The organism is Paenochrobactrum gallinarii, assembly GCF_014205685.1.
Taxonomy (GTDB): Bacteria; Pseudomonadota; Alphaproteobacteria; order Rhizobiales; family Rhizobiaceae; genus Paenochrobactrum; species Paenochrobactrum gallinarii.
The window spans coordinates 232,993-249,595 of record NZ_JACIIU010000004.1 but is presented as its reverse complement, the minus strand read 5'-3'; the positions used below and the strand labels follow the sequence as shown (position 1 = coordinate 249,595).

The following is a 16,603-nucleotide window of genomic DNA, read 5'->3' as shown; positions in this document are numbered from 1 at the left end:
ATGAGTTTGGCGATAAATTTGACAGAAACGTAATGACGCTTCTGCTTTCCGTCAATCAGATAACGCCGAAAGCGACATTAAAGATAACGGTTCATTGCTCACGCTGATTTTCATCAGCGTTTTTAGCTTCCCTTAACGGTTTTGACCAGGCACCCACAAAACATCAAGCGCGCCATTTTCATTCACCGCACGCGATGCGACAAAGAAAAAATCCGACAAGCGATTGATATATTGCAGCGCTTCACGAGATACGACTTCACCGTCAACATCACTTAAAGCAACCATCAAACGCTCGGCACGCCGCGAGACAGTGCGCGCCAGATGCAGCATGGCGGACGCCGCCGACCCGCCCGGCAGGATGAAAGAACGAAGCGGTGAGAGATGCGCATTCAGCGCATCAATATCTGCCTCCACACGCTCCACCTGAGAGGCCACAATGCGCAAAGGTTCATAGGGCAGCACAGTGCCATCGTCGGGCGCGGAAAGATCTGCGCCTAAATCAAACAAATCATTTTGAATGCGCGATAGCATGGCATCAATTTCCGGATAGGCTTCCAGATGCAAACGCGCCATGCCGACACAGGCATTGGTCTCGTCCACCGTACCGTAGGCTTCTACACGCAGATCGCTTTTCTTGCGGCGCGCACCAGTGGTCAGCCCTGTTGTGCCATCATCACCGGTGCGGGTATAAATCTTATTGAGCTTGACCATGAATTAGCCTGCCTGACGGCTGAAATAAATTGTTGCAACAATCAGCACCAGCGCCACAAACTGCAAGAAAATGCGCAATTGCATCATTTTGTTGGAGTAATTGCCATCACCGCCACGCATCAAATTGCGCAGACCTAAAAACAGTACGAAGGCAACCGCGGCCATCGCAATCATCGCGCCATATCTTAACAGACTATCCATCATCCACCCATTTTGTTTATCACTGTAAGACGTCTAAGACTGACCCGACAGCATTTTATAAAACCAGCGCATCGGCATAAACCGCTGAGCGATCACACCAAGCTTCGCCGGACGTGTCACCAGATAATGCGGCCGTGGCTTAGCTGCTTCCAATGCATGCAGCAATACATCAAAAACAGCTTCGGGACCAAGCTTGTCTTTTGATTGCGTGCCACCGGATTTCAATTTCTGCATCTGGCGCAAATACAGATCATGATGAACTGATGCCGCCATATCAATATGTTTTTCTGCCTGTTTTGCCGCATTATAGGTAAATCGCGTGGCAATCGGCCCCGGCTCAATCAGCGAAACCTCAATGCCGGTGCCCTGCAATTCCATTCGCTGCACCAGCATCAAGCCTTCCAGCGCATATTTGGAGGCAACATAAGCACCGCGCCATTTCATCGGCACACGTCCCAGGATAGAGGAGCAATGCACAATACGGCCATGCCCCTGACGGCGCATCACCGGCACAATTTTACGCGTCAAACTATGCCAGCCAAAGAAATTAGCCTCAAACAATTCACGCAAAGCATCCAGCGGCAAATCTTCAACAGCACCGGGCAAAGCGTAAGCGCCATTATTATAAAGCGCGTCTAATGTACCGCCGGTTTTCTCCAAGACCACCTTCACCAGCGCTTCGATTGAAGCTTCATCCCTGTAATCCAGATAAAAAGCTTCCAGTCCGTCTTGTTCCAGTGCTTCAATGTCCTGACTGTTACGGGCAGTGGCAAACACCCGCCAGCCGAGCGCCTTCAGCTGACGCGCTGCATAAGCGCCGATACCTGAAGAGCAACCGGTGATGATAATTGTTTTTTGCAGCATGGATGACATAAAATTTCTTATCCCTCATCTGCCCAAAGCTTGGCGAAACTGTCAGCAAAGTGATTAAACGATTCGATTAGGTCTTTCTTTCTTATAGTAGTCATGCCAGACCTGCGCTTAAGATTTATGGAATAACAATGCCGAACCCTAAGGATAATTTTGGCGCTATGCGAAAAGTAAAAACTTTCCTCACCAAAGTTATTTTTGATGCTGTCGGTCACTTCAACTCGGATGATGGCTGGGCCTTTGCCAGTCATATTGCATTATCCGGCCTGATGGCGCTTTTTCCGTTCTTGATCTTTGCTACAACACTGGCTTCATTTTTAGGCGCGCAAGCTTTTGCTGATACAGCCGTCCATATTGTTTTTGATATCTGGCCATCCGCTATCGCCGGACCAATTGCCAATGAAGTGAAAAATGTGCTGACCGTGCAGCGCAGCGGACTTCTGACCCTCAGTGTGATTGCCGCCGCTTACTTTGCCTCCAATGGTGTGGAAGCTTTGCGCATTGCGCTCAACCGCGCCTATCGTGTCACTGACACACGCTCAATCATCTTCTGCCGCCTGCAAAGTCTGGGCTTTGTGCTGCTTGGTACTTTGGCACTGATGGTGATCAGTTTCCTGCTGATTTTAGCACCACTCGCCTTCCGCATTGCCGTGCAATGGTTTCCCGATATTGACCTCTTTGCCGGCACAATCAGCTTCTGGCGCTATTTCATTGCCGTCACAGTGCTGATTTTAGCGCTTTTTGCCGTCCATATCTGGTTGCCTGCCGGCAAACGCACTTTGGGCGATATCCTGCCCGGCATTGTGCTGACATTGATCGCATGGCTGGCCGGTGCCATGGCTTTTGCGCAATATCTGGAAACATTTGCCAATTACGTCACCACCTATGCCGGTCTTGCCTCGATCATGGTGGCGATTGTGTTTCTCTATATGATTTCTGCAATTTTTATTATAGGTGCAGAAATCAACACAGCCATTATGAATTATCGCAAACGCCAGCAACAACCGGAACTAGCGGATAATTAACTGGCAATTACGCTGGCAAAGTTCTTAAGGCTTACGCTGAATGCCGGTTAAAGCGACACCAATTGTCGTGACCAACATGCCCGCAATCTGCAACAAATTTAGAGTTTCACCAAACAAGACATAGGCCATGATGGCGGCCGCCGCAGGCACCAGATAAAACAGCGACGATACTTTCGACAAAGCGCCTTCGCGGATCATCACCATCAAAGCCAGCACCGCGCCCACTGAAATCACAATGGTTAACCAGACAAGCGCAATAATGAGCTCAGATGTAAGCTGAAACCGGCCGGTTTCAAACAGCACCGCACAAATAAGCGTGAACATTCCGGCAGCCAGATACTGAATGGCTGTGCCAGCCTTCAAATCCATGGCACTGCCAAAGCGCTTTTGCCAAACAGTACCCGAACTGATCGCCAAAACACCGATAAGAGCTGCAAGCAATGTCACGGGATCAATCGCATCAGAACCTGCTGAAAGCTTGGGCGAGATCACCATGGCAACGCCTATAAAGCCTGCAACCAGCCCCAAAACCTGTTGTTGCTTAATGCGCTCGCCAAGAAATATTGCAGCAATCAAAAGTGTTATCATTGGCTGCAAACCGGAAACCAACCCTACGATTCCAGCTGGCAAACCATGACGCACCGCCCAAAAAATCGCCGACAAATAAATGGCATGGATCAGCAAACCCGTGATACCAGCCTGCACAAAAGCTTTTCGCCTTGGCCAGACAACCCCGCTGCTCAAAGCCCAGATACCAAAAATCAAACCGGCAAAAATAAAGCGAACCGTCATGAAGCTGAAAGGTTCGGCATAAGGCATGGCAAGCCCTGCACCGATAAAACCAGTCGCCCACAAAAACACAAAGAACACCGGAAACAAGCGGACTAACATGATTTTTTTACCTTGGACATAAAAGCACGGCTTCAGCACAGATCATAGGATGTCAGGTGCACCAAGCTATTTCTGGCCGCTTTTTGCAACTAGTCCGCGAGTGTGGCCTTGCAGCCATAGCTATTAACTGCCATTGCTGCGCCATGAGCGAAGATAATAATCAAATCATATTGTTTGTTGATGCCGATGCTTGTCCGGTAAAGGCGGAAATATATAAAGTAACTGAACGTCACGGTGTCAAAGTGCTGCTTGTCGCCAATAGTTACATGATGATCCCGCGAGATCTGACCCATGTTGAGCGCATTGTTGTGCCAAGCGGCCTTGATGTCGCTGATGACTGGATTGCAGAACGCGCCCGCCCAGGTTCGATTGTCATCACCGCCGATATCCCGCTGGCAAGCCGCTCGGTCAATGCAGGTGCCATCACCATTGCACCTAACGGCAAATTGCATACAGCCAATAATATCGGCAATACGCTGGCGACCCGCAATCTGATGGATAGCCTGCGCTCTTCCGGTCAGGTCACCGGCGGCCCTGCCCCGTTTTCAGCGCGTGACCGCTCCAGCTTTTTATCAAGTCTCGAAGAAGCAATCACAAGGCTTAAAAGAGAAGGTTTCAAACCTTAAAGCGCCCCGCTCAAAGAGAGTGCGCAGCCTCGATCAGCTTGATCGCTTCGGGGCTGTCCCATTCGGCCGGCCCGTTCATAGATGAAATCTGGCAGCCGTCTTTATCAACCACCAATGTTACCGGAAGGCCAAAGGCCAGATTTTTACGCTTCAGATCATTGAAGCTTTTCAATGTTGCATCACGATAAAGCGCCAGATGTTCAATGCCGATTTCATTTAAAAAACCAACCGGCTTGGTATTGTCTCCGGTGTCAATATTAACGGCAACCACCTCAAAATCATCGCCGCCTTTCATTTGCTGCAACTTATCAAGTGCCGGCATTTCTTCACGGCAAGGGGCACACCATGTCGCCCATAAATTGACGAGCAGCGTTTTGCCTTTGAAATCTCCGAGTGTCATTTTTTTGCCGTCGCGATCAGAAAATTCCAGATGCGCCAGCGAAATCGGTTTGTCGGCTGCGCGCATGGCAGCCACAGTTCCACCCGCCGCAGCATCCAGTTTTTGTAATGTACCGGCTTTTGCCGCACAAAACTTGTCCTGATCACTATTTCCTGTGGCAAGGTTTGCGCTAATATCATTGCCAGAAGGGCGTTCCATCACGTATACCGCCCCTACACCGGCGAGTACACCTGCGACGGCTGCCAGTATGATGATTCTCGGTTGTCTCAGAATATTGGTCATCTGTCGCTGTTTCCTGCCATTTCGTCTTATAATAATTTTACCGTTAAGCCTGAGGCATACGAGCATGAGCGAACAAAAATCAAGCAACCAGATGTGGGGTGGCCGTTTTGCCTCAGGACCCGATGCGATTATGGAAGAGATTAACGCATCTATCGGTTTTGACCAAAAACTCTATGGTCAGGATATTCGCGGCTCCATTGCGCATGCCAACATGTTGGTTAAATCCGGCATTATTGCGAGCGAAGATCACGCAAAAATCGTTGATGGCCTGAAGGCTGTTCTGGCCGAAATCGAAAGCGGTAAATTCACATTCTCCCGCAAGCTTGAAGACATTCACATGAATGTTGAAGCACGCCTTGCCGAACTGATCGGCGCCTCTGCCGGTCGTTTGCATACTGCGCGCTCGCGTAATGATCAGGTAGCGCTGGATTTCCGCCTCTGGGTTAAAGAAGAGCTGGAAAAAACAGCGTCCGCGTTGAAAAACCTGATTGAAGCTTTTCTGGAACGTGCCGAAGAACATGCGGCTACCGTTATGCCCGGCTTTACCCATCTGCAAACGGCACAGCCAGTCACTTTTGGCCATCATTGCATGGCCTATGTGGAAATGTTCGGCCGTGATCTGACACGCGTACGTGATGCCATTGAACGCATGAACGAATCACCGCTTGGCGCTGCTGCACTGGCCGGAACCGGTTTTCCGATTGACCGTCATATGACCGCAGAAGCACTTGGCTTCCGTGAGCCGACCCGCAACTCCATCGACAGCGTGTCTGATCGTGACTACGCGCTGGAGTTCCTCTCTGTTGCTGCGATCTGCGCCACCCATCTTTCGCGTCTGGCTGAAGAAATCGTTATCTGGTCGACACCGCAGTTTAATTTTGTGCGTCTGTCCGATGCTTTCTCCACCGGCTCTTCCATCATGCCGCAAAAGAAAAATCCGGATGCTGCCGAACTGGTGCGCGCCAAAACGGGCCGTATCACCGGTTCGCTCGTTGGCCTTCTGACTGTCATGAAGGGCCTGCCGCTGGCTTATTCCAAAGATATGCAGGAAGACAAAGAAGCCGTCTTTGATGCCGCAGAAACCTTGGAACTCAGCATTGCTGCCATGAGCGGCATGGTGCGTGACATCACCATCAACACCGCATCAATGAAAAAGGCAGCGGGCTCCGGCTATTCCACTGCAACCGATCTGGCCGACTGGCTGGTGCGTGAACTGGGCATGCCTTTCCGTGAGGCGCACCATGTCACCGGCCGTGCTGTTGCAGCGGCTGAAGCCAAAAAAGTTGACCTGTCGAAGCTCAGCCTTGCCGAGTTGCAGGAAATCCATTCCGGCATCACCGATGCTGTGTTTGATTTCCTCACCGTAGACAAATCGGTTAAAAGCCGTCAGTCTTTCGGCGGAACTGCCCCGCAGGAAGTGCGCCGTCAGATCCGTTACTGGAAGAAGCGGATTGTTAAAGCCTGATCTTCAGGCTTTACTTCACCCCAAGCGGGCTGCTTCGAAATACGTATTAAGGGTTAAACCCAAGCTTTAAAGGTCAAACAATGACGAGCCGGAAAGTAATTTTCTCAGCATTAGTCACACTGCTTATAGCAGGCACTCTCACGGCTTGCGGTCGTAAAGGCCCGCTGGAGCTGCCACCTTCTGCCATTGTGACTGATGAGTACGGGCGCACAGAACCGGCTCCCAAACCTGCCAGGGATGAGCCATTCATCCTCGACAAGCTGATCCCGTAAGACGTTTAACCCTTTCAATTTTAAGGACTGAAGTCCGTGAACCATTTTGAATATAAAGACGGCGTTCTCCATGCTGAAAATGTGAAGATCTCCGACATTGCCGATGCTGTCGGCACGCCTTTTTATTGCTATTCCCGCGCAACGATCGAGCGCCACTTCCGCGTATTCTCGGAAGCTTTCGCCGATATGCAGCCATTGGTGGCCTATGCGCTGAAAGCCAATTCCAATCAGGCCGTGTTGAAAACACTGGCTAAAATGGGTGCTGGTGCGGATACGGTTTCTGAAGGTGAAATGCGTCGTGCACTTGCTGCCGGTATTCCTGCCGAAAAAATCGTTTATTCAGGCGTTGGAAAATCTGCGCGTGAAATGGATTTCGCGCTCAATGCAGGCATTTATTGCTTCAATGTGGAATCCGAGCCGGAACTGGAACTCCTGTCGGAACGCGCTGTGCTTCTGGGCAAAGTAGCGCCTGTTTCTTTGCGCATTAATCCGGATGTGGATGCCAAAACCCACGCCAAAATCTCCACCGGTAAATCCGAAAACAAATTCGGCATTCCGCGTGTGCGTGCGCGTGAAGCCTATAAGCGCGCCGCCGAACTGCCGGGCATTAAAGTCACCGGTATTGACATGCATATCGGCAGCCAGATCATTGATCTGCAACCGTTTGATGATGCTTTTGCCTTAATGGCAGAGTTGGTGCGTGAATTGCAGGCAGACGGCCACCAGATCGATCATGTCGATATGGGTGGTGGTCTGGGTATTCCTTACCACGACGACAATAACCCGCCGCCATTGCCGGATGCTTACGCGGAAATCGTGCGTAAACATATCCGCCCATTGGGTTTGAAAACAGTTTTTGAACCGGGTCGTCTGATTGTCGGTAATGCCGGTATTATGATCACTGAAGTGATCTATGTTAAAGATGGTGATGCCAAAAACTTCATCATTGTTGATGCGGCGATGAATGATCTTATCCGCCCGACCTTGTATGAAGCCTATCACGGTATCCGCCCGGTGGTGGAAGCTGACGATAATGCGCCGCGCATTCATGCCGATTTTGTCGGCCCTGTTTGCGAAACCGGCGATTATCTGGGTGTAGACCGTGAAGTGGCACGTCCAAATCCGGGTGATCTTATCGCTGTTTGCACTGCCGGTGCTTATGGTGCTGTTCTTTCAAGCACTTACAACACCCGTCTTCTTATTCCGGAAGTGCTGGTCGATGGTGATCGCTTCCATGTTGTGCGCCCGCGCACCAGCTATGAAGAGCTGATCGCGCAGGACAGCATTCCTGATTGGCTTTAAGCAGCAATCCGCAATCAAGACCTGTCCGGACATTATCAACCGGATAGGTCGCCTTTGGCATTTTCGCACAAGTTGCATGCATTTTTTTAAGGCCAAGCCTCGTCTTTGCCATGATGCATGTTATTGTTGCGCAAACGAGAAGGCCAAGGCGCAGCCGGAAAATGAGCCGAAGAGATATGAACCGGAAAGATGAGAATGGCTTTGCCTGATCACAAGCCAAAGGACGAACTTCGGAAAATACGCCTGCGTGTATTTTTCACGATATTGTTCGAGCGTATGTGGCCGCTTTTACTGCCGCTTCTCATCACATTGGCATTATTGGCATCATTAAGCTGGTTCGGCCTTTTTCATCATATGCCTTATTGGCTGCATCTGACCGTGCTCAGCCTGCTTTTTGTGGTAGCGATTGTAACAGTTTTTCTGCCTGCCCGTGTCCGCATTCCATCTGAAAAAGAGGTCAATCAGCGCATTGAAACGATCAACGCGCTGTCGCATCAGCCGCTGACGACACAAACAGACAGAATTGCGACCGGTGATGATCCTTTAGCGCAGGCTCTCTGGCGCGAACATCAGCGCCGCATGGCGCGCCAATTAAAGAATCTGCAAACCGGCCTGCCTGATACACGCATTGCCGAGCGTGATCCGCTTGGTATCCGCGCCTTGGTTTTATTGTTGTTTGTTACTGCTTTTGCCTTTTCTTACGGGTCAAAAGGTGGCCGCCTTATCGATATGGTGCATTTGCCGGAAGCCAAAGAGCAAGTGGCAGCCCGTATTGACGCCTGGGTGACACCGCCGCGTTATACCGGCAAGGCACCTATTTTTCTCAATGCGAATACGGATGAGCAGGCAGCTATTAGTGTGCCGCAAGGCAGTATCTTTTCATTGCGCATTTCGGGCAGCGCCCGTGAATACCTGATCGCAGAAGACACAAACGGCAAAAGCGAAACAATTCAACCGGAGCTGACCGAAGACGAAGCAGAACAAGGCAAAACCAAGCCCACGGCAGATACACGCAATTTCCAATATGAATTGAATGACAGTCAGACCGTGAAGTTGACGGTCAATCAGCGCAGCCAATCCTGGCAGTTTACTGTTACGCCGGATCAATTGCCACAAATCAGCTTTACCAAAGCGCCCGACCAAGCCCGCAACGGCACTTTGCAACTGCATTATAAAGTCACCGATGATTATCCGGTCGCCTCCGCTTATGCCGAAATCACACCACTTGAAGCCGATGATCATGAAACGCTGATGCTTTATGAAGCGCCGGAACTGACGCTGTCCCTGCCCCGCAAAGGCACCGAAGATGCAAGCACGGTCAAAGACCTGACAATGCATCCATGGGCTGGCAGTGAAGTGGAGCTGACCCTTGTGGTTAACGATCAGGCCGGACAGGTCGGTTATAGCGAGAGCCGCACCATCACCCTGCCTGAGCGCGCTTTCACCAATCCTCTTGCAAAAGCCATCACTGAACAACGCCGCATTCTGGCAATGGATGCCATGCAAAATGAGCATGTTTTAGATATGCTTGATGCCGTAATGCTGCGCCCTGCCGACACCATTAAAAATGCCGGACATTTCTTAGGGCTCCGCACCATCCGCACCCGCTTGGCCATTGCACATTCCGAAGATGATCTGCGCAATGTCGTTGATTATATGTGGGAAGTGGCACGCGGCATCGAAGACGGTGATTTGTCGGCTGCTGAAAAGCGCCTGCGCATGGCTCAAGAAGCTTTGCGCAATGCGATTGAAAACGGTGCCTCGCAAGAAGAGATTGCCAAACTTTCCAATGAGCTGCGCGAGGCGATGGCCGCCTTCTTGAAAGAATTTGCCCAGCGCCAGCAAAACAATAAAAACCCTGCTTTACCACCCAATGCCAATGTGCGGACTTTATCCCCTTCAGACCTGCAAAAGATGATGGACCAAATTGAAAATCTGGCTCGTCAGGGCTCGCGTGATGAAGCACAGCAATTGCTGTCACAACTCGAAAACCTGATGAATAACCTGCAAATGGGGCAAGGTCAGGCACAGGGACAAAACGGCCAGCAAGGCCAAGGTGGCCAGAGCCAGCAAAGCCAGATGCAAAATCAGATGAACAAGCTTGGCGAACTGATGCGACGCCAGCAGCAGATGATGAATGAAACCTTCTCGCTCGACCAGCGCATGCAGCAGCAATTCGGCGATAATGATGAAGATTTCTTCTCGGAAAACGAAGATGCCGAGAGCACACAGCCCCCTATTTCGCCCGATATTGAAGAGGCGATGAAAAACCTGCAACGCCAGCAGAAACAGCTGCAATCGGAATTGAAGAAACTCTCCGAGGACCTGAAAGCTTTAGGCATTGATCCGTCGAAAGAGTTTAGAGACGCAGAAAAATCCATGGGCAATGCGGGTGATGCTTTGGGGCGCAATGAAAGTGCGCAGGCCAATGATGATCAGGCATCCGCCCTTGATGCTTTGCGTCGCGGCAGCCGTGACATGATGAAAAAAATGCAGGAAGCCATGGGCCAAGGTGAAGGTCAGGGTCAGGGTGAAAACGGCCAGCCGAGTGAAGATCAGGCAGGCAAAGATCCGCTTGGCCGCAACCAAGGCCAAACCGGCCCTGATTTTGGCGACAACACCAAAATACCGGGCGAGATTGACATTCAGCGTGCGCGCGAAATTCTGGATGAAATCCGCCGCCGTCTTGGCGATGCCCTCAGCCCGCAGATGGAAAAAGACTATCTGGAGCGCCTGTTGAAATTTGATTAGAGCATAATTCCTTAAACTCGGATCAGTTTAAGGTAAAATTATGCTCTGATTTTAAAGTGTCAGAGCAACCTTTGTGTGCCAAGTCTGGCATATGACGCTCTAAAGCGCATCCCGAAAAACTTCAGGCAATAAAAAGCCGCTGTGATCATCATCACAGCGGCTTTAATCTGTCAAAGACAGGCTAAATCTTATTCGCCCATCACACGGCCGACATAAGGCAACTGGCGGAACGCATGCGCCACATCCATGCCATAGCCGACAACGAAATAATCAGGGCATTCGAAAGCCACAAAATCAGCTTCAATATCCATTTTACGGCGTACCGGCTTATCCAGCAGCACTGCAATGCTGACACTGCGCGCGCCGCGTTCCAGCATCAGATCGCGTACAAAAGTAAGCGTCTTGCCGGATTCAAGAATATCATCAATCAGCAGAACGTCGCGATCTTTCACATCACTGTCGATGTCACGCAACAAGCGTACTTCGCCGCTGACTTTGCCTGTTCCGTAAGAGGAAACCGTGATGAATTCCACATCCGGCTCCACATCAGCATCATGCATTGCACGGATCAAATCCGCAGCAAAAATGAATGATCCTTTGAGAATGGATACAGTCAAAAGATTATGAAAATTGCGGTCTGCGATATCGCGCGCAATTTCAACATTGCGAGCCGCAATCTGTTCGGCACTGAACAGTACTTCAAGTGTCTTGCCGCCGACTTCTGGCATCGTGCCGGTTCTCCGTAAGTTAAAAAAATAAAGGGCTGCGAAAGCATTCACAGCCACAATCTCACCGCGTATATAGCATAATTTTAGGAAAAAGCACCTGTTCTCGTCATATTAGCTGTGTTTTTTGCATAGTCTTTCGCTTCATCCATCCGAGAAGCGGTTCATGCAAAATGAGAATTCGGAAAATAGACGATAAAATCTGCTTTTGCTCAGCCTTAGCAGGCGATGATTTTTAGCCGGCACCGTCAAAAAATTGCACGTTTTTAAACAATAAAAACAAGCGAAATTAACGGAAGGTTAACCATCAGGGGCAATGGTCTTCAGGATCAATATTGAATGAGAAAAGCCTCAAGGAAAACATGCGGTGATTCGCTTTGAAAAAGTAGGTTTGCGTTATGGCATGGGGCCTGAAGTCCTGCGGGACGTCAGCTTTCACATCCCTGCGCGCTCATTCCAGTTTTTAACCGGCCCTTCGGGTGCGGGTAAAACATCGCTTTTGCGCTTGTTATTCATGGCGATGAAGCCAACGCGCGGCCTTATCAATATTTTCGGCAAAGATATCAGCGGGCTTGAGCGCAAAGAAATTCCGCTGCTGCGCCGCCGTATCGGTATCGTGTTTCAGGATTTCCGCCTGCTCGATCATATGACCACCTATGAAAATGTAGCGCTGCCATTGCGCGTGCGCGGCAAAGAAGAAGCAACTTATCGCGCTGAGGTGGAAGAACTTTTACACTGGGTTGGCCTTGGCGACCGTATGCATGTACTGCCGCCGATTTTATCGGGTGGTGAAAAACAGCGCGTTGCTATTGCGCGCGCACTGATTGATCAGCCGGAACTACTGCTCGCCGATGAGCCGACCGGTAACGTCGACCCCCCGCTTGCCAAACGTTTGTTGCGCCTCTTTGCAGAGTTAAATCGCTCCGGTACTGCGGTGATCATCGCAACCCATGATTTGTCTTTGATGGATCAGGTCGATGCCCGTCGTATGATTCTGGATCAGGGCAGGCTTGATATTTATGAGTAGACAATCAAAATTGAGCGATCATCTGGCCGACATTAAAGAGCTGCTTTTTGTAGCCGTCGGTAAACGCAAGCGCAAACAAGGCCCCACTCCAATTGTGCCAGACGGTAGTGTCACCGGCACGGCTTTGGTGATTGTCATTGCCATCATGACCTTTCTGGCCTGCCTCACCCTTGGCGGCGTGACATTGGTGCGTGATTCTGCCACCACATGGCAAAGCCAGATTGCGCGTGAAGCAACCATTCAAATCCGGCCGCTTGACGGACAGGATATCGAGAAATCATTGCTGGATGCCAGTCAGATCGCACAAAGTTTCGCCGGCGTGCTCAGCACCCGCATTGTTGATCGTGCAGCCACAGCGCGCCTGCTGGAGCCTTGGCTTGGCACAGGTCTCGATCTGGATGAGCTGCCGGTTCCCCGTCTTGTCGTCGTAACCATTGACGAAAACGCACCGCCGGACTTTGCCGCCATTCGCGCAGAGCTTATCAAGCAGGTAGCAGGTGCCAGTTTTGACGATCACCGCACATGGATTGATCGTTTAGCATCTATGGCTCACACAACCGTATTCATCGGCATTTGCGTTCTCACACTGGTGATGTCGGCAACAATCCTGACCGTAATTTTTGCCACCCGCGGCGCCATGTCCGGCAATGGCCATATTATCGAAGTGCTGCATTTTATCGGTGCCGAATCCAAAACCGTCGCACGGGAATTTGAATGGCATTTCTTCCGCACAGCCCTAAAAGGTGCCTTGTGCGGTGGCGCATTTGCTATGGCAATATTCTTCATTGTCTCTTGGTGGTCAAACAATCGCATGGCCACACCGGAGGGCGATCAGGCGGCAGCAATGTTTGGTAATTTTGTGATCGGTCGCGAGGGATATATTGGCGCAGCCATTATTATTTTCATGGTCAGCCTGCTCACCATGCTGACAAGCCGCATCACTGTCATCCGTCAATTATCACAGATGGACGGCCCCGGAACTTCGGTTTAATCTGGCAATAATACATGACAAGAACCATATTTTTACAACCAGAGCCGCACAGTGATTATGCTCCATTTTTATTTTTCAACTGACTGCCGAGCTAAAAGGGACTAATCGGATGATGTCCCTTATCAGGCGTATTATGCGACGGTTCCGGCCCATATCAGTTATACTGTTATCCTGCATTATCGTGCTGGCAGTTGGCTTTTTCATCTTCAGCGAAAAAGTCGGCAATATGCTTCCCCCTGCTGATCTGGAACCGGCAGACGCCATTATTGTTTTAACCGGCGGCAAGGCGCGTCTTGATGTGGCGATTGAACTGCTGCAAGATAAAAAAGGCCAGCGACTGCTCATCAGTGGTGTACATCCGACCACCAATAAAAAAGCGCTGCAACGGGTGACTATTGCCAATGAGGCTTTGCTGAATTGCTGCATTGATCTCGACAGAACAGCCCTCAACACTATCGGCAATGCGACTGAGAGTGCGCAATGGATCCGCTCGCATAATTATAAGCGGGTGATTGTAGTAACCAATAACTACCACATGCCGCGCTCTATTTTAGAGCTTTCACGCCTGATGGATAATGTGGAATTCATTCCCTATCCGGTGGTCAACAGCGATCTGCGCAATACGAATTGGGTTACTCAGGGCGATGTGTTGCGCGTGCTTTTGACCGAATATGTCAAATATCTCGGCGCGCTTTTTCACCTGACAGAACTATCCGTTTTTGGCGGGCCTGAGCAAATAGAGCAATAATCATAAAACTCAATCAAGGCTCAATCTCTGCTCCTGCTTATCTGCACAGATGCTATGCTAACATTAATCTGGCATTTTCCTGATAATATCTGTAGGAGTTTTTGCTGTTCGGATATTTACACCATCAGCACTCAGGAGACAGACTGAATAATTATGCTTACTGCGGTCAGGTCACTTCTGTTTAACTTCTTTTTCTACCTCAGCATGATCCTCCAGATGATCCTGTGGACGCCGATTTACTTTCTCATGCCACGCAAAAAAGCATGGTTCGTGCCAAAGTTCTGGGCACGCAGCAGTCTTTGGCTGCAAAAGAAAATTGCCGGCACCAATTTTATCATTGAAGGTTTGGAAAATATTCCGGCAGGCGCTTATATCGTCGCCCCCAAACACCAGTCCTTCTGGGATGTGTTTGCCTTTTTGCCTTATCTTGACGATCCGGTGATGATCCTGAAGCGCGAGCTGATGCGTATTCCTGTTTTCGGCTGGTATGTGGGAAAAATGGAAATGATCCCCGTTGATCGCGGTTCACGCGTCAAGGCGCTCAAATCCATCACGACAGGTGCCGAAAAAGCCATAGCAGAAGGCCGTCAGGTGCTGATCTACCCGGAAGGCACACGTCGTGCGCCAGGTGCTGAACCGCAATATAAATATGGCGTTGCGCATCTATATGCCGAACTTAATCTGCCAGTGCTGCCGATTGCTCATAATGCCGGACTTTACTGGCCGCGCCGTTCCATTTTCCGCTATCCCGGTTCTATTCGTGCCCGTGTTCTGCCGGTTATTCCGGCAGGCCTTGATAAACAAGAATTTCTCGAACGCCTAACCCGCGACACTGAGAACGCTTGCGATGAATTGCTGATTGCAGCCGCTCAAGATAAAAACCCGCCACCTATGCCGCCAACAGCGGTTAATCGCCTGAAAGAGCTTGGTTTTCCGGTGAAAACAGACAAATAATCATCCCATCATCACACTCACTTAATATAAGCGCCTGATAACACCCCGCACCGCTTCATGCACATAACGACAATTCGCCGCTTTTTGCATTATTCGTTTTTGTTGCGTGATGCTGTGAAACCCGATATCAGAACGCCAAACGAAAGGATACGTCATGAATATTGATGCCATTTCCATCGGCTCCAATCCTCCCGAAGATATCAACGTCATTATTGAAGTTCCGGTCGGCGGACATCCCATTAAATATGAGATGGACAAAGATGCAGGCGCACTGATCGTTGATCGCTTCCTTTATACGCCGATGACCTACCCGGGTAACTACGGCTTTGTTCCGCACACCCTCTCAGATGACGGCGATCCGATCGACGTTCTGATCTGCAACACCCGTCCGCTGATTCCCGGCTGCGTGATCAATGTTCGCCCGATCGGCGTTCTGGTCATGGAAGACAATGCCGGTAAGGACGAAAAAATCATTGCTGTGCCATCACCGCACCTGACCCGTCGTTATGAAAAAATCCACGACTACTCAGATCTGCCGGAAATCACCTTGCAGCAGATTTCACATTTCTTCGAACATTATAAAGATCTGGAACCTGGTAAATGGGTCAAGATCGGCGAATGGGGCGATGAAGATTACGCACGCAAGCTGATCGTAGAAGCGATTGAACGCGCTAAAGGCGCTTGAGTTTTCTCAAGAGTTTTTAAAAGAATACAAAAAAACTGCCGGTTTTCACCGGCAGTTTTTTTATAGGCTTATCTCATGCCAATTGATCGAGACGACCAGCCAAGTCTGCGGGATCGCCTCTGATGAAAATCTGCTTAACCCGTGAGGTGGCACCAGCATCAACCGAGATTGTGCTTGCCGGTAGTTTCAGGGTTTTCGCCAGCAGCTTTTCCAGTGCTTTATTAGCAAGCCCTTTTTCCGGCACTGCCCTCACCCTTGCACTTAAGTAACAACGCTCGTCAGCGCTTGTTATAACGGCCTCCACTGCGTCTTTAGCAGCTTTGGGGGTAAGGCGCACAAAAAGCGTTACCCCCTCTTTTTCAAGCCGGTAAAAACTGATGCTCACAGCACCATCGGCAGCAATGTGGTCCACATGAAGCGGCGGATGAAGAAAATGATGAAAAGCAGGATCACCGGCGAAATATCAATACCGCTCATCTGAGGCAAAATATTTCGGATCGGGCGCAGAACCGGTTCGGTTACTTTATATAAAAACTCACCAAGCGACGCGACAAAACGATTGCTCGAATTGATCACATTGAAAGCATAGAGCCACGAAAAAACCGCACTGGCGATAATAATCCATGTATAAAGATTGAGCGCCATATCGATTGTTTCAAATAATGCGATCATTCATA

General features: G+C 50.1%; 18 protein-coding genes and 1 pseudogene. 11 read left to right on the top strand and 8 right to left on the bottom strand.

The window, feature by feature from the left end:
- Window positions 1–132: 132 nt before the first annotated feature.
- Genes FHS77_RS07065 through FHS77_RS07055 form a run of 3 tightly spaced genes read right to left on the bottom strand, consistent with a single transcriptional unit; the run spans window position 133 to window position 1,785 of the window.
- A complete protein-coding gene (locus FHS77_RS07065) occupies window positions 133–711 on the bottom strand; it encodes a cob(I)yrinic acid a,c-diamide adenosyltransferase (RefSeq protein WP_184221730.1) in 579 nt (192 codons plus the stop codon).
- A gap of 3 nt (window positions 712–714) precedes the next feature.
- Window positions 715–912: a twin transmembrane helix small protein gene (locus FHS77_RS07060; protein WP_184221728.1), complete on the bottom strand. Its 198-nt coding sequence runs from the start codon at window positions 910–912 to the stop codon at window positions 715–717.
- 33 nt (window positions 913–945) lie between these two features.
- Window positions 946–1,785, bottom strand: coding sequence for an SDR family oxidoreductase (locus FHS77_RS07055; protein ID WP_184221726.1), 840 nt, complete (start codon window positions 1,783–1,785; stop codon window positions 946–948).
- 158 nt (window positions 1,786–1,943) lie between these two features.
- On the opposite strand from FHS77_RS07055, the gene FHS77_RS07050 reads away from it, so the two are divergent.
- Window positions 1,944–2,807, top strand: coding sequence for a YihY/virulence factor BrkB family protein (locus FHS77_RS07050; protein WP_184221834.1), 864 nt, complete (start codon window positions 1,944–1,946; stop codon window positions 2,805–2,807).
- 24 nt (window positions 2,808–2,831) lie between these two features.
- On the opposite strand, the gene FHS77_RS07045 is transcribed toward FHS77_RS07050, so the two are convergent.
- Window positions 2,832–3,698, bottom strand: a complete 867-nt coding sequence (locus FHS77_RS07045; protein ID WP_184221724.1) for a DMT family transporter — start codon at window positions 3,696–3,698, stop codon at window positions 2,832–2,834.
- A 143-nt stretch (window positions 3,699–3,841) separates the two neighbouring features.
- Here FHS77_RS07045 and FHS77_RS07040 point away from each other — a divergent pair, with 143 nt between their 5' ends.
- Entirely contained in the window at window positions 3,842–4,324 is a 483-nt protein-coding gene (locus FHS77_RS07040; protein WP_184221722.1) for a YaiI/YqxD family protein, read from the top strand.
- A gap of 10 nt (window positions 4,325–4,334) precedes the next feature.
- Here the strand turns inward: FHS77_RS07040 and tlpA are convergent, their stop codons facing one another.
- Window positions 4,335–5,006, bottom strand: a complete 672-nt coding sequence (gene tlpA / locus FHS77_RS07035) for a thiol:disulfide interchange protein TlpA (RefSeq protein ID WP_184221720.1) — start codon at window positions 5,004–5,006, stop codon at window positions 4,335–4,337.
- Between the two features lie 64 nt (window positions 5,007–5,070).
- Here tlpA and argH point away from each other — a divergent pair, with 64 nt between their 5' ends.
- The 4 genes from argH to FHS77_RS07015 all read left to right on the top strand — a co-directional run bounded on the left by argH (window position 5,071) and on the right by FHS77_RS07015 (window position 10,796).
- Window positions 5,071–6,471: an argininosuccinate lyase gene (gene argH / locus FHS77_RS07030; RefSeq protein WP_184221718.1), complete on the top strand. Its 1,401-nt coding sequence runs from the start codon at window positions 5,071–5,073 to the stop codon at window positions 6,469–6,471.
- An 80-nt stretch (window positions 6,472–6,551) separates the two neighbouring features.
- Complete coding sequence (gene lptM / locus FHS77_RS07025) at window positions 6,552–6,743, top strand: LPS translocon maturation chaperone LptM (protein ID WP_184221716.1); 192 nt, start codon at window positions 6,552–6,554, stop codon at window positions 6,741–6,743.
- 36 nt (window positions 6,744–6,779) lie between these two features.
- On the top strand, window positions 6,780–8,045 hold the full coding sequence (gene lysA, locus FHS77_RS07020; protein ID WP_184221714.1) for a diaminopimelate decarboxylase: 1,266 nt from the start codon (window positions 6,780–6,782) through the stop codon (window positions 8,043–8,045).
- Between the two features lie 195 nt (window positions 8,046–8,240).
- A complete protein-coding gene (locus FHS77_RS07015) occupies window positions 8,241–10,796 on the top strand; it encodes a TIGR02302 family protein (protein WP_246431254.1) in 2,556 nt (851 codons plus the stop codon).
- 188 nt (window positions 10,797–10,984) lie between these two features.
- Here the strand turns inward: FHS77_RS07015 and hpt are convergent, their stop codons facing one another.
- The gene (gene hpt, locus FHS77_RS07010; RefSeq protein ID WP_184221710.1) at window positions 10,985–11,524 is read right to left on the bottom strand and encodes a hypoxanthine phosphoribosyltransferase; all 540 of its coding nucleotides are present in this window, start codon (window positions 11,522–11,524) and stop codon (window positions 10,985–10,987) included.
- 364 nt (window positions 11,525–11,888) lie between these two features.
- Between hpt and ftsE the strand changes: the two genes are divergently transcribed.
- The 5 genes and pseudogenes from ftsE to ppa all read left to right on the top strand — a co-directional run bounded on the left by ftsE (window position 11,889) and on the right by ppa (window position 15,926).
- Window positions 11,889–12,548 carry a cell division ATP-binding protein FtsE gene (ftsE, locus tag FHS77_RS07005; RefSeq protein ID WP_184221708.1) on the top strand — a complete coding sequence of 220 codons (660 nt, stop codon included), beginning with the start codon at window positions 11,889–11,891 and terminating at the stop codon, window positions 12,546–12,548.
- A complete protein-coding gene (locus FHS77_RS07000) occupies window positions 12,541–13,539 on the top strand; it encodes a cell division protein FtsX (RefSeq protein ID WP_184221707.1) in 999 nt (332 codons plus the stop codon). The genes ftsE and FHS77_RS07000 overlap by 8 nt, the downstream gene beginning before the upstream one ends.
- 115 nt (window positions 13,540–13,654) lie before the next feature.
- Window positions 13,655–14,287: pseudogene (locus FHS77_RS06995) on the top strand (YdcF family protein); the annotation flags it as partial.
- A 153-nt stretch (window positions 14,288–14,440) separates the two neighbouring features.
- Window positions 14,441–15,241 (top strand): lysophospholipid acyltransferase family protein, encoded by an 801-nt coding sequence (locus FHS77_RS06990; RefSeq protein ID WP_184221703.1) that lies wholly within the window; start codon window positions 14,441–14,443, stop codon window positions 15,239–15,241.
- A 154-nt stretch (window positions 15,242–15,395) separates the two neighbouring features.
- Complete coding sequence (ppa, locus tag FHS77_RS06985) at window positions 15,396–15,926, top strand: inorganic diphosphatase (protein WP_184221701.1); 531 nt, start codon at window positions 15,396–15,398, stop codon at window positions 15,924–15,926.
- 73 nt (window positions 15,927–15,999) lie between these two features.
- Here the strand turns inward: ppa and FHS77_RS06980 are convergent, their stop codons facing one another.
- Both FHS77_RS06980 and FHS77_RS06975 read right to left on the bottom strand, forming a co-directional pair.
- Window positions 16,000–16,338: a DUF167 family protein gene (locus FHS77_RS06980; protein WP_343060963.1), complete on the bottom strand. Its 339-nt coding sequence runs from the start codon at window positions 16,336–16,338 to the stop codon at window positions 16,000–16,002.
- A complete protein-coding gene (locus tag FHS77_RS06975) occupies window positions 16,308–16,598 on the bottom strand; it encodes a YggT family protein (RefSeq protein ID WP_184221699.1) in 291 nt (96 codons plus the stop codon). Before FHS77_RS06975 ends, FHS77_RS06980 begins: the two co-directional genes overlap by 31 nt.
- Between the last annotated feature and the right edge of the window lie 5 nt (window positions 16,599–16,603).